Origin of the sequence: Tsukamurella sputi, assembly GCF_007858445.1 — a bacterium.
GTDB classification, from domain to species: Bacteria; Actinomycetota; Actinomycetes; order Mycobacteriales; family Mycobacteriaceae; genus Tsukamurella; species Tsukamurella sputi.
Map to the genome: position 1 here is coordinate 652,336 of NZ_VIGV01000002.1, position 13,108 is coordinate 665,443.

Annotated in this window: 12 protein-coding genes; 8 read left to right on the forward strand and 4 right to left on the reverse strand. The window is 72.8% G+C overall.

All coding sequences use genetic code 11. From position 1 onward, the window contains the following. The first annotated feature begins 18 nt into the window (after positions 1-18). A complete protein-coding gene (locus tag FK268_RS08335) occupies positions 19-828 on the forward strand; it encodes an alpha/beta fold hydrolase (RefSeq protein WP_146432999.1) in 810 nt (269 codons plus the stop codon). Here the strand turns inward: FK268_RS08335 and FK268_RS08340 are convergent. Then, positions 817-1,446 carry a TetR/AcrR family transcriptional regulator C-terminal domain-containing protein gene (locus FK268_RS08340; protein ID WP_146433001.1) on the reverse strand — a complete coding sequence of 210 codons (630 nt, stop codon included), beginning with the start codon at positions 1,444-1,446 and terminating at the stop codon, positions 817-819. The two genes, FK268_RS08335 and FK268_RS08340, sit on opposite strands and share 12 nt — an antisense overlap. 57 nt (positions 1,447-1,503) lie before the next feature. Between FK268_RS08340 and FK268_RS08345 the strand changes: the two genes are divergently transcribed. Then, on the forward strand, positions 1,504-2,409 hold the full coding sequence (locus FK268_RS08345; protein WP_146433003.1) for a zinc-binding dehydrogenase: 906 nt from the start codon (positions 1,504-1,506) through the stop codon (positions 2,407-2,409). Here FK268_RS08345 and FK268_RS08350 read toward each other — a convergent pair. After that, positions 2,399-3,781: a dicarboxylate/amino acid:cation symporter gene (locus tag FK268_RS08350; RefSeq protein ID WP_146433005.1), complete on the reverse strand. Its 1,383-nt coding sequence runs from the start codon at positions 3,779-3,781 to the stop codon at positions 2,399-2,401. The genes FK268_RS08345 and FK268_RS08350 overlap by 11 nt on opposite strands. Positions 3,782-4,006: 225 nt before the next feature. On the opposite strand from FK268_RS08350, the gene FK268_RS08355 reads away from it, so the two are divergent. The 6 genes from FK268_RS08355 to zwf all read left to right on the forward strand — a co-directional run bounded on the left by FK268_RS08355 (position 4,007) and on the right by zwf (position 10,811). Next, the gene (locus FK268_RS08355; protein WP_146433007.1) at positions 4,007-5,203 is read left to right on the forward strand and encodes a multidrug effflux MFS transporter; all 1,197 of its coding nucleotides are present in this window, start codon (positions 4,007-4,009) and stop codon (positions 5,201-5,203) included. A 10-nt stretch (positions 5,204-5,213) separates the two neighbouring features. Then, positions 5,214-6,281, forward strand: a complete 1,068-nt coding sequence (locus FK268_RS08360) for a M48 family metallopeptidase (RefSeq protein ID WP_146433010.1) — start codon at positions 5,214-5,216, stop codon at positions 6,279-6,281. Then, positions 6,278-7,261, forward strand: coding sequence for a hypothetical protein (locus tag FK268_RS08365; RefSeq protein WP_146433012.1), 984 nt, complete (start codon positions 6,278-6,280; stop codon positions 7,259-7,261). Before FK268_RS08360 ends, FK268_RS08365 begins: the two co-directional genes overlap by 4 nt. 1 nt (position 7,262) lies before the next feature. Next, positions 7,263-8,585, forward strand: a complete 1,323-nt coding sequence (locus FK268_RS08375; RefSeq protein WP_158636072.1) for a methyltransferase family protein — start codon at positions 7,263-7,265, stop codon at positions 8,583-8,585. 102 nt (positions 8,586-8,687) lie between these two features. Beyond that, positions 8,688-9,191, forward strand: a complete 504-nt coding sequence (locus FK268_RS08380; RefSeq protein ID WP_146433018.1) for a M23 family metallopeptidase — start codon at positions 8,688-8,690, stop codon at positions 9,189-9,191. A 60-nt stretch (positions 9,192-9,251) separates the two neighbouring features. Continuing rightward, the gene (gene zwf / locus FK268_RS08385; protein ID WP_146433020.1) at positions 9,252-10,811 is read left to right on the forward strand and encodes a glucose-6-phosphate dehydrogenase; all 1,560 of its coding nucleotides are present in this window, start codon (positions 9,252-9,254) and stop codon (positions 10,809-10,811) included. A 4-nt stretch (positions 10,812-10,815) separates the two neighbouring features. On the opposite strand, the gene FK268_RS08390 is transcribed toward zwf, so the two are convergent. Then, the gene (locus FK268_RS08390; protein WP_146433022.1) at positions 10,816-11,712 is read right to left on the reverse strand and encodes a tyrosine recombinase XerC; all 897 of its coding nucleotides are present in this window, start codon (positions 11,710-11,712) and stop codon (positions 10,816-10,818) included. 66 nt (positions 11,713-11,778) lie between these two features. Further along, complete coding sequence (locus FK268_RS08395; RefSeq protein ID WP_158636073.1) at positions 11,779-13,062, reverse strand: MFS transporter; 1,284 nt, start codon at positions 13,060-13,062, stop codon at positions 11,779-11,781. Positions 13,063-13,108 lie beyond the last annotated feature (46 nt).

Consider the following 13,108-nt stretch of genomic DNA (forward strand, 5'->3'; position numbering starts at 1 on the left):
CGGCCCGGGGAGAGCGTCATGCGCGAGCCCGTCCACGTGACCGCCTGGCAGCCCACCGATCCCGGTCGCCGGGACGCGGTGCCCGCGGTGTTCGTGCACGGCGTCTTCACCTGGGGCGACGACGATGCCTACGGGTTCGCCGCGCAGCGCCCGCTGGCCGACGACCGACCCCTGCTCCTGATGGACCGGCGCGGCTACGGCCGCTCGCCCGACACGGACCGCAGCGATTTCGACACCGACGCAGACGATCTCGTCGCACTCCTCGACGACCAGCCGGCCGGCGCGCACCTCGTCGGCCACTCGAACGGCGGGCTCGCCGCCATGCTCGCCGCGGCGCGACGGCCGGACGCCGTCCGCTCGCTCGCGCTGATCCAGCCGTCGGCGCTGCGGGCCGCCGCGGACCACCCCGCGGTGCGCGCCCTACTCGCCCGGGACGGCGAGGCCGGCGCCCCGCCGCCTCCGGAGATCGACCCGGTCGAGTTCCTGCGCCTGTCGACGGAGGGCATGGGGATGACGATGCCTGCGCCCACACCGGAGCGCCTGCGCGCGGCCCGGACGTCGATGCGCGAGCGCCCGGTGTGGGAGGCGGATCCGCCGCTGGCGCCGCTGGCCGCCGCGCCGTGGCCCGCGCTCGTCATCACCGGCACCTGGGACGACGCCCCCGAGGAGTACCGGCGCTACGCGGGCGAACCCCTGCTGGCCTGCGCGGACGCCGTGGCGGCGCGGATCGACGCCCGGCACCTGCGCGTCCCCGGGTACTACCCGCACACGCAGCGCCCCGACGCGGTGAACGCCGCGCTCCGCGCGCTGTGGGCCTCAGCCGAGTAACCGCGCGGCGAGGCCGTCGATAAGGAATCGCACGGCGTCGTCGAACCGCTCGTCGGGCGGGCCCCACGCGGTCGGCCCCGCCTGGGCCGCGAGCGGGTACTCCGCCGCTCCGACGGCCGCGGCCCGCGCATCCGGGTCGTAGCCCGGCAGGGGCGCACCGTCGGGCCCGAAGACCTCCTGCTCCTCGATGACGAAGCCGACCACCAGATCCCGCAGACTCGACATCGCGAGCGCCGCATCGCGCAGCGGGAATCCCGCGTCGACCAGCAGCCGCAGGGGCCGCTCGCTCGCCCGGACCACCGCGACGTCGGTGAACTTGGAGCCGCTGAAGACCCGCGCGCCGTCGGTGTGGGCGCGCAGGACGGTCCGCAGGCGGCGGGCACCGTCGAGCAGTTCGGCGCGCCAGTCCGCCGGGACCGGGCCGACGGGGAGCGCGCGCCGCATGAGCTCGGTCGCCATCTCGTCGAGCAGGTCGCGCTTGGAGGCGAAGTGCCAGTACAGCGCGGGCGCCTTCACCTCGAGCCGGTCGGCGATGCGGCGCAGCGTCAGGCTCTCGACGCCCACCTCGTCGAGCACGGCCAGCGCCGCGGTCACCACGTCCGCCCGGTTCAATCCCACGCCTCCACCTTAACGATGTTAAGCTCGAGAGCGATTTAACGTTGTTAAGGAGATGTCATGAAGGCAGTACTCGCCACCTACTCCGATGCGCCGACCTGGGCGGACGCCCCCGAACCCGCAACCGGCCCCGGCCTGGTCACCGTCGCCATGCGCGCGGTCGCGCTCCACAACCTCGCGCGCGGCGTCGCGGACGGACGGCACTACGCCTCCCCCGCGGACCCGGGTTTCGTCATCGGGGTCGACGGGGTGGGCGTCACCGCGGAGGGCCGCCGCGTCTACGTCTCCGCGCCCGGCACCTGCGCGGAGACGGTGTCCGTCCCGGAAGCGGCGCTCGTCGACGTCCCGGACGCGCTCGACGACCTGCAGGCCGCCGCCGCGGTGAACGCGGTGATGTCGTCGTGGATGGCGATGACGGTCCGCACCCGCGTCCGGCCGGGACAGACCGTGCTGGTGCTCGGGGCGACGGGCGGCTCGGGCCGGCCGGCCGTGGCGGTCGCCCGCCATCTGGGCGCGCGGGTGATCGCGGCGGGGCGGAACACGGCCGTACTGGACGCCGTCGGCGCCGATGCGACCGTCGACCTGGGCGCCCCGGAGTCCGAGATCGCGGAGGCGCTGCGGGCCGAGAAGATCGACGTGGTGATCGACTACCTGTGGGGCCGCTCGGCGGAGCTGACGCTGGCCGCGCTGGAGAAGCGGGGTCCGGCCGAGTTCGTGCAGATCGGCACGATGGCGGGTGCGGAGATCGCGCTGCCCGGCGCGCTGCTGCGCTCGACCGACATCCGGCTGCTGGGCAGCGGTTTCGGGGCGTTCACCGCGGCGGAGGTCGCCGCAGCGCGCCCGGCGATCCTCGACGCGGCGGTCGAGCTGGGGATCGAGATCGATGTCACCGCCGTGCCCGCGGAGTCCGTCGCCGAGATCTGGCGGGCGGACACCGCGGGCCGGCGGGTGGTGCTCACGCTGTAGCGGGAACCCTCTCGGTCACCTCGGCGACGGGCTCGGCGGACTCGTCCGCGTAGACGTCCTTGCGGGGCGCGTTGTAGGCGTCCTCGTCGAGGATGCCCTCCTGCTTGGCGACGATCGTCGGGACGAGCGCCTGGCCGGTCACGTTGAGCGCGGTGCGCCCCATGTCGACGATCGGCTCGACGGCCAGCAGCAGCCCGACGCCCGCGAGCGGCAACCCGAGGGTGGACAGAGTGAGCGTCAGCATCACGGTGGCGCCGGTGGTGCCCGCCGTCGCGGCGGAGCCGATCACCGAGACGATCACGATGAGCAGATAGTCGGTGAAGTCGAGCGGCACGTGGAAGAACTGCGCCACGAAGATCGCCGCGATCGCCGGGTAGATCGCCGCGCAGCCGTCCATCTTCGTGGTCGCGCCCAGCGGCACGGCGAAGGAGGCGTACTCGCGCGGCACGCCGAGGTTCCGCTCGGTGACGCGCTCGGTCACGGGCAGGGTGCCGATCGAGCTGCGGGAGACGAAACCGAGCTGCGCGGCCGGCCAGACGCCGCTGAAGAACTGCTTCACCGAGAGGCCGTGCGCCTTGATGATCAGCGGGTACACCACCAGCCCCACGATCAGCAGGCCCAGGTAGATCGCGCCCGTGAAGACGCCCAGGGAACCGATGGCGTCCCATCCGTAGGTCGCGACGGCGGTGCCGATGAGCGCGGCGGTGCCGATCGGCGCGAGGCGGATGATCCACCACAGCACCTTCTGGATGATGGCGAGCAGCGAGGTGTTGAAGGTGATGAAGGGCTCGGCCTTGTCGCCCACCTTGAGCGCCGCGATGCCGATCGCGGCCGCCACGACGAGCACCTGCAGCACGTTGAAGCTGAGCGAGACGGAACCGTCGGAGGCCTTGGCCTGCAGGCCCAGGAAGTTCGACGGGACCAGGCCGGTCAGGAAGGCCCACCAGGACCCCGTGCTCGACGGCGCCTTGCCGTCCCCCGTCACGGTGGTGTGCGCCCCGGGCTGCAGCACCAGGCCGAGGATGATGCCGATGATCACCGAGATGAAGGCGGTGATCGCGAACCACAGCAGCGTCTTGCCGGCCAGGCGCGCCGCGTTGGTCACGTTGCGCAGGTTGGCGATCGACGCGATGACCGCGGTCACCACGAGCGGCACCACGGCGACGGTCAGCAGCTTGACGTAGCTGGAGCCGATCGTCTTGAGGGTGCCGACCAGCCAGTTGACGTTGCCGTCGGCGGCCGGCGCCATGCTGCGGGCCAGCAGGCCCAGCAGCACGCCGGCGACGAGACCGACGATGATCTGGAAGCCGAAGTTCTTCAGCAGGGGCGGGATTCGAGAGGGCTTCTGCGCAGGGGTGACGGCAGAGGACATAGTCGTGTCCTTAGACATAGGGGCCCGGATGCGGGCGGAGAAGGCGTGCGGGAACGGGACGGATCAGCGGCGACAGAGCGCGCTGGCCGTCTGCACCTGGTCGACGAACCGTCGACTCGTGAGGAGGCACTGCACCCGACGAATGCTACGCCCCGTCGCGGAAGCGTCGAACCACGGCCCGGGCCGGATTTTCGCCGGGCCGGGCACCTGCGGTTGGATCGACGGGTGTCAGATTCTCGCGCGAACTCTCCGGGAAACCTGCGGCTGGCCCTCATCCTGGGCTCGCTGTCGGCGTTCGGCCCCATCACGACCGATCTCTACCTCCCCGCCCTGCCCGCCGCGGCCGCGGATCTCGGCGCCTCGCAACCCGCGATCCAGGCGACGCTCACCGCGTGCCTGATCGGCCTCGCGGTGGGCCAGATCTTCGTCGGCCCTTTGTCGGACTCGATCGGCCGGCGCCCCCCGATGATCGCGGGGATGGCACTGTTCATCGTCAGCTCGCTGCTGTGCGCGCTGGCCCCGTCGGTGTACCTGCTGGACGCCGCACGGCTGCTGCAGGGGACGGCCGGCGCCGCGGGGATCGTGCTGAGCCTCGCCATCGTCCGGGACCTGTTCGACGGTGTCGCCGCCGCCCGGATGATCTCCGCGCTGATGGCGGTCGGCGGTGTGGCCCCGATCGTCGCGCCGCTCGCGGGTGCGCAGCTCCTGCGGTTCACCGAGTGGCGCGGCCTGTTCGTGGTGCTGGCCGTGCTCGGGGTGGCGCTGCTCGCGATCGCGGTCGTCTCGGTGCCGGAGACGTTGCCGGCGGCGGACCGTCGGCCGGTGGGCTGGGCATCGGTGGCGGGCGGTTTCGCTTCGCTCGCCCGGGACCGGCGCTTCGTGGCGCTCACGCTGACCGGCGGCCTGGCCTTCGCGGCGATGTTCGCCTACATCTCCACCTCGGCCTTCGTCTTCCAGAGCCACTACGGCTACTCCGAATCGGAGTTCAGCCTGGTCTTCGCCGTGAACGCCGTGGGGCTGCTCGTGACCAACCTGGTCGCCGGGCGGCTGGTGGGCCGCGTCCCCGTGGCCACGCTGGTCCGGATCGGCCTGGCCGGCATGACGATCGGGGCGGTCGCGTCGCTGGCCGCGCTCTCCGCGGGACATCCGCCGCTGGTCATCGCGTCGCTGTTCGTCACCGTCTCGAGCCTCGGCCTCGTCATGCCGACGGTGTCGGCGCTCGCCCTGGACGACCACGGCGACCTGGCCGGCACCGCCTCCGCGGCGCTGGGTGCGGCCCGCATGGTGCTGGGCGGCGTCGCGGCCCTGTTCGCCGGGATCGGCGGCGACCCGGTCGTGCTCGGCACGGTGATGGTGCTGTGCGCGCTGGGTGCCGCCGCGTCCTTCGTGATCGCCAAGCGAACGCCAACCGCGACCCGGTAACGTGGCCGACATGACCGATTCAGTGTCCCGAAGCTATCGTTCGCTGCCCGGAATCAGCACTCGTGCGTGGGAGCACCCAGCGGACCGCGCCGCGCTCGTCGCGCTGCGCAGTCTCAAGGGCTTCGACACCGTGCTCAAGGCGATCTCCGCCCTGCTGCGCGAGCGCCAGCACCGGCTCCTGTACCTCGCCTCGGCGGTGCGCGTGGACGACAGGCAGTTCCGTGACCTGCACGAGATGCTGGAGGACTGCGCCCGCGTGCTGGACACGGACGTCGTCCCCGAGATGTACGTCGTGCAGAACCCCACGGTGAACGCCCTGACGATCGGCATGGACAGGCCCTTCATCGTGATCAACACCGGCCTGCTCGAGCTCCTCGACGCGGAGGAGAAGCGCTTCGTGATCGGCCACGAGCTCGGCCACGCCCTGTCCGGCCACGCCGTGTACCGCACGATGCTCATGCACCTCATGCGGCTCGCGGGCACCTTCGGGCTGATCCCCATCGGCGGCTGGGCCCTGCGGGCCCTCGTCGCGGCACTCATGGAGTGGCAGCGCAAGTCCGAGCTGTCGGGCGACCGGGCGGGCCTGCTCTGTGTGCAGGACCCCGATGTCGCGATGCGCGTGCACATGAAGACCGCGGGCGGCACCCAGCTCGGCGAGATGGACACGCAGCGCTTCCTCGCCCAGGCGGCGGAGTACGAGCGCACCGGCGACCTGCGCGACGGCGTGCTCAAGCTGCTCAACCTCGAGCTGCAGTCGCACCCGTTCTCGGTGCTCCGCGCCGCCGACCTGAACCGCTGGGTCGAGCGGGGCGACTACGGCCGCATCATCGGCGGCGAGTACCCCCGTCGGGACGACGACGACAAGGCCAGCCCCGCCGACGAGTTCAAGACCGCCGCGCGCACCTACAAGGACGGCTTCGACGCCTCGGCCGACCCGCTCATCACCACGCTGCGCGATTTCGGTGCGTCGGCGGTGAACACCGTCGGGCAGGGGGTCACCGACGTCGCGACCGGCGTCGGCCGCAAGATCGACGAGTGGCGGCGCAACTCGGCCCGCAAGTACGACGAGGGCGAGTGAGCGCTCCCCCGCCCGAGGGCCCTGCGGACGGGGCCGAGGACGAGCCCGCGCGCGACGCGCCGGTGCCGCTGAGCCGACGCCCCGCGGTGCTGACGATGCTGGCGCTCATCGTGGTCTGCATCCTCGGCAGCCTGCTCATGCGTGCCATGAACGGCTGGCTCAACCAGACCTCGGTGTTCTACGTCGGGCTGCCCGCGTTGCTGGCCGCGCTGCTGGTGATCTCCCGCCCGTCGACCAGCGCCTACGGCATCGTGCTCAAGGGCACCACGCTGTTCCTGCTGATCGCCGCGATCTTCGCCGGCGAGGGCGTGGTGTGCATCCTGTTCGCCGCTCCCCTCGTCTACGCGGTCGCCCTGCTCGTCGCGGCCCTGATCAACGCCGGCCGCACGTCGGGCCGCAACGCGCCCGCCGTCGTCGTGCCCGCGATCCTGCTGGCCGTCGCGTCGACCGAGGGCGCGGTGCCCGCCCTGACCCTGCCGGCCGAGAACACCGTCGTCGCCGAGCGGATCGTGGCCGCCTCACCCGAGCAGGTCCGCGCGGCCCTCGCCGGATCGCTGCGGTTCGCGGAGCCCACGGGTCTCCTGGCACTGGGCTTCCCGCGACCGCTCGAGGACCACTCCGAGGGCCTGGCGCCGGGGGCCGCGCGGCACATCGTCTTCAGCGGCGCGCCGCGGCGCGCGGCTCCCCTGCACGGGCACCACTGGGGCACGGCCCCGTCGACCCTGACGCTGCGCGTGGCCGCGGCGGGCGATCGCTCCGTGGACTACGTCGCGGAGAAGGACGCCACCCCGATCGCCACCTGGCTCACCTGGCGGGCCTCGACGGTGCGCTGGGAGCCCGCCGACGGAGGCACGCGGGTCTCCTGGTCACTGACTTTCGACCGGCGTCTCGCGCCCGCGGCCTACTGGACTCCGCTGGAACGGACTGTCGCCCAGCGGGCGGCGGATTACCTCGTCGGCTCTCTCGCCCTCCCCGGCTGACGTGCGCACCGCGCTGCCGCTGGAGTTCCTGCGCCCCGCCGTGGCCCTGGTCCCGTGGCTGCTCGCGGCGGCCGCGGCGGTCACCGCCGATCGGCGACGCCGGGCCGGCGCTGCCCTCGGCGCGCTCTGGAACGCGGTGGCACTGGTCGCGGTGAACGCCGTCGCGGTCCAGGCGGGCTGGTGGTCCTTCGGCAGCCCCGACCATCCGGTGGACGGATCGAGCTGGTCCGGCGTCCCGATCGACGTCGTGCTCGGCTGGGCCGTCCTGTGGGGCGCGGTGCCGGTGCTGCTGGGCGCGGTGGTGCGGCCCGCACTCACCGCGGCGATCCTCGTCGGCGCGGACCTGATCGCGATGGCCGCGCTGGAGCCGCTCGTCGTGCTCGGGCGCGCGTGGCTGTGGGGCGAGGCGCTCGCCGTCACGCTCGCGCTCGTTCCCGGGCTGGTGCTGGGCGAACTGACGGCGCGCGGGCGGGCCGTGCGGGTGCGTTCCTGGCTGCAGACGGTGCTGTTCACGGCGATCCTCGCCTGGTGCCTGCCGTCAGCCGCGCTGGCCTTCGCCGGCCGACCGTGGGGCGAGGCGCTCGCCGCGTGGCCGCGAACGGTGCTGTCGCTGTGGGTGCAGGCCGGCCTCCTGCTCGCGATCGTCGCCCAGCGCGCGGTCGCGGAGTTCGCCGATTACGGCGGCACGCCCTTCCCGTGGGATCCCCCGTCGCACCTGGCCCGGACGGGGCCGTACGCCTACGTGGCGAATCCGATGCAGGCGTGTGCCGCGGCGATCCTGCTCGTCGAGGCCGCGGCCCTGCTGGAGTGGCGGCTCGCCGCGGCGACGGTGGTGGCGGTCGCGTTCTCCGCGGGTCTGGCCGCCCTGCACGAGGACGGCGAGCTCGAGCGCCGGTTCGGGCCGGCGTGGCGCGACTACCGGCGTGCGGTCCCCGCCTGGCGTCCGCGGTTGCACCCCGTCGACGGTGGCGGGCGCGCCGAGCTGTGGGTCTCCGCGACGTGCGGGGTGTGCGCCCCGGTCGGCGCGTGGTTCGCGCGGCGGGCCCCGGAGCAGTTACGGATCCGCGCCGCGGAGGAGCACCCGGCGGGCCTGCGCCGCGTGTACTACGTCCGCGCCGCGACCGAGACTCCTCACGGGGACGATCGTCCCGCCGCGTCGGCGTCGGGGCTCGCCGCGATCGGCCGCGGCCTCGAACACCTCGGCCTGGGGTGGGCGGTCGTCGGCTGGGTACTCCGGGCGCCCGTGCTGTCCCCGCTCCTGCAGGTCACGGTCGATGCGCTCGGCGGCGGGCCGCGGCGGCTCGACGGAGATGCCCGTTCGTAGTCCCGGCGGTGCCGTGTCAACCCCCTGTGGAAACAGCGGATCGCTCCACAGGGTGGGGCGCACGGCCCGGTTTCCGGCGGCGGCGTGCGGCACCGTCGGGGCATGCGCACCGTCCGTTCCGTCGTACTCGCCCTCGTCGTCGCGCTCGGCGCCGCGCCACCCACCGCGGCCGCCGGCGACTACGACTGGCCGCTGGACCCGCGGCCGTCGGTCGCCCGCCCGTTCGCGAACCCGGACAAGCGGTGGCAGCCGGGCCACCGCGGCGCCGATCTCGCCGCCGTCCCCGGCCAGACGGTGTACGCCGCCGGGGCCGGGCGGGTACATCACGTCGGCCGCGTCGACGACCGCATCGTGGTCTCCGTGCTGCATCCGAACGGTCTCCTCACCACCTACGAGCCGATCGAGGATCCGATGGTCCGCGCGGGCGACGAGGTGGGGATCGGATCGCCGTTGGGCCGCGTCGCTGCGGGCCACGAGGGCTGCCCTGCGGCGGCGTGCCTGCACTGGGGCCTGCGACGGGGCGCGGGACACGCCGCCGAGTACTTCGATCCGCTGCTCCTCGTCGGCGCCGCGCCGGTGCGGCTGCTGCCCGACGCAGCGGGATGAATCGGACCCGTTCGCCGCGCCGTCGCGCGCGGACCGTCGGAGAATGCGACGATTCCTCCCGTGACGGACGCGAGCACGCCAGAATCGACCCAGGACGACGCGAAAGCGGAACGGCTTCAGGAGGCACAGACGATCGCGTACCCCAGCGGCTCCACGCGGCGCTCCCGCACGGCCCCGCAGGACGATCCCACGCTGGTGGTGCTGTTCGGCGCCACCGGCGATCTCGCGCGGCGAAAGCTGCTGTGCGGCCTGGGCTATCTGGCGGTGTCCGGCCTCGCGCCCGATATGCGCGTGATCGGTACCAGCCTCGACGACATGACCGACGACGAATTCCGCACCTTCGCCAAGAAGGCGATCGACGAGCTCGGTGCCCGTAAGCTCACCGCCGAGCAGTGGGAACTCTTCGCGCCCAAGCTCTCCTACGTCAACACCTCCGCCGGGCCCGAGGCGCTGGCCGACGCGGTCGCGGCGAAGGAGCAGGAGCTGGCCGACGCGGACGCGCGGGGCGACCGCGAGAGGGTGCGCCGCCTCTACTACCTCAGCGTGCCGCCCAAGGCCGCGACCAAGGTGATCGAGACGCTGAACACCGCAGGTCTCGTGGACCGTTCGCGGGTGATCATGGAGAAGCCCTTCGGTGAGGATCTGGAGTCGGCGCTCGCCCTCAACGACGAGGTGCACAAGACCTTCAAAGAGAAGCAGATCTTCCGGATCGATCACTTCCTCGGCAAGGAGGCGGCCCAGAACATCTTGGCCTTCCGCTTCGCGAACGGCCTGTTCGAGCCGATCTGGAACCGCAACTTCATCGACCACGTGCAGATCGACATCCCGGAATCGCTGGGCCTCGACGCGCGCGCCGCGTTCTACGAGCCCACCGGCGCGTACAAGGACATGGTGGTCACGCACCTGTTCCAGGTGATGGCCTTCGTCGCGATGGAGCCGCCGACGGCCCTGGAACCGCGCGCGATCTCCGAGGAGAAGAACAAGGTCTTCCGGTCGCTGGAGCCGATCCGGCCCGACGACGTGATCCGCGGCCAGTACGCCGGGTACCGGCAGGAGAAGGGCGTCGACCCCGAGTCCGACACCGAGACCTTCATCGCGCTCAAGGCGCGGATCGACAACTGGCGCTGGGCCGGTGTCCCCTTCTACCTGCGCACCGGCAAGAAGCTCGCGCAGGGCATGCGGATCATCTCGATCGCCTTCAAGGAGGCGCCCAAGTCGATGTTCCCGGCCGGCTCGGGCATCGGGCAGCAGGGCCCCGACCACCTGACCTTCGACCTGGCCGACGAGTCCAAGGTCTCGCTGTCCTTCTACGGCAAGCGCCCCGGCCCCGGCATGCGCCTGTCGAAGCTGTCCATGCAGTTCTCCACCGAGGACACCGAGCAGGCCGACGACGTGCTCGAGGCCTACGAGCGACTCATCCTCGACGCGATCCACGGCGATCACACGCTGTTCACCACCGCCGAGGGCATCGAATCGCTGTGGGAACGCTCGATCCCGCTGCTCGACGATCCGCCGCCGGTGCGCCAGTACGAGCCGGGCTCGTGGGGACCGAACTCGATCCACCAGCTGATCGCGCCGAACGCCTGGCGCCTGCCCTTCGAACGCAGCTGGCGGGACTAGTCCGTCAGGCCCGCGGGTGTGCCTGCTCGTGCGCGGCCCGCAGCCGGGCGACGGAGACGTGCGTGTAGAGCTGCGTGGTCGCCAGCGAGGAATGGCCGAGGAGCTCCTGCACGACGCGCAGATCCGCACCACCGTCGAGCAGGTGGGTGGCGGCGGTGTGCCGGAGCCCGTGCGGCGCCACCTCGCGCCCGCCCGGCACCGAACCGGTGACCTGGTGCACGACGGTCCGCGCCTGCCGCGGGTCGAGCCGCCCGCCGCGCGCCCCGAGGAACAGGGCGCTGCCGGAACGCTCGGTGACCAGCCCGGGCCGGGCATCGTCGAGCCAGCGGCGCAGGGCGGCCCCGGCGGGCGCGCCGAAGGGCACGGTCCGCTCCTTGTCGCCCTTGCCGATCACGGTGAGTACGCGCCGCCCGTGGTCCACGGAGCCGAGGTCGAGCCCGCACAGCTCGCTCACGCGGATCCCCGTGGCGTAGAGGGTCTCCGCGATCGCGAGGTCGCGGACGGCGATCGGATCGCCCTCCGCCGCGCCGGAGGCCGCGTTGCGCAGAGCCTGCCCGGCGTCGTCGGAGGAGAGCACCGCGGGGAGCGTGCGGTGCGCGCGCGGCGCCTTGAGCCGCACGCCCGGGTCGGTCTGCAGGTACCCGCGGCGGGCGGCCCAGGCGGTGTAGGTGCGGGCCGACGAGGCCTGTCGCGCGAGGGTGGTCCGCGCGGCGCCGGCTGCCGCGCGCTCCCCGAGCCAGGCGCGCAGGGTGGCCAGGTCCAGACGGTCCGCCGCCACCCCCCGCTCCGCCGCGAAGGCGAGCAGAGCGGTCAGGTCGGCGAGGTAGGCCCGCACGGTGTGCTCGCTGCGGCCGCGCTCGAGCCGCAGGTACGTCTCGTACTCCGCCAGCGCGTCGGTCATGGCCCCAGCCTAGGCCCGGAAGTGGCCCCGGCCCGGGAGCGAACCGGTCGGAACCCACGCGCCGGATCAGCGCGGGAGCGGCGCGTGCGCCGTCTCGCGGCAGCGGTGCACCACGGGTAGCGCGATCAGGTGGAGCAGCACGAGGTAGAGCGGGAAGGCCGTGTCGAGACCGCGCTCGTGCAGCGCCGTACCGATCGCGGGAACGGTGCCGCCGAAGATCGCGGTGGCGAGGGCGAAGGCGGTGCCCGTGGCGAGCACGCGGATCCGCGCCGGGAACATCTCGGCGAGGGCGGTGCCGAGGCCCGCCATCATCACCGCGGTGATCGCCATTCCGGCGCACTGCACCGCCAGCACGGTGAGGAAGCCTTCCGAGATCACCAGGAACAACGGCACGGTGCACACCGCCCCGACGAGGAGGGAGGCGTACATCATCGGCTTGCGCCCGATCCGGTCGGACAGCAGCCCGAGCGGGATCTGGATGATGCCGTAGACCACGAAGGCGATCGCCGAGATCGTCACGGCGCTCTCCTTGTTCAGACCGGCGGTGAGGATCGCCCAGGTGGGGACGAAGGTGCTCCAGGCGTAGAAGACCGCGGCCGTCGACGACGCGAGCACGAAGGCGCGACCGAAGTCGCCGCGGTGTCCGGCGAGGATCTCGCGGTACGGGCTCTCGCCGGCTGCGGGGGCGTCGGCGTCCTGGAGCGTCTCCTCGGCGCTGCGGCGGATCCACCACGCGACCACCGCGAGGGCCGCGCCCAGGAGGAACGGGACGCGCCAAGCCCATTCCGCCATGGCACCTGCCCCGACCGACTCGACGAGGATCGTGATGGCGAGCAGGCACAGGACCTTGCCAACGCTCGAGCCGACGTTGACGATGCTCCCGTAGGCGCCGCGGCGGTCGGCGGGCGCCGATTCGACGAGGAAGGCCGTGGCGGTGGACAGCTCGCCGCCGGTCGACAGTCCCTGGATCAGGCGGGCGCCCACCAGGATCACGGGCGCGAGCACGCCCACCTGCGCGTACGTCGGCGCGAGGCCGATCATCAGGCTGCCGAACCCCATCATCGCGACGCCGACCGCCAGCGTCGGCTTCCGTCCGTACCGGTCGGCCATGCGCCCCATCAGCACGCCGCCGATCGGCCGCGCGAGGAATCCGACGGCGAACACCGTGAACGTCGCCAGCAGGGGCACGACCGATTCGGCGTCGCCCGGGAAGAACTGGCGGGAGAAGTAGATCGCGAGGAAGGAGTAGGCGCTCCAGTCGAAGTATTCGACGAGGTGCCCCACCGACCCGGTGAGGACCTGCGTGCGCCGCCGGGCGCCGACGCCGGCGGACACCCCGGTCTCAGTCACCGTGCCGCGCTCGGCCGCTGAGCCGCTCGCCGAGAGCATGCACCAT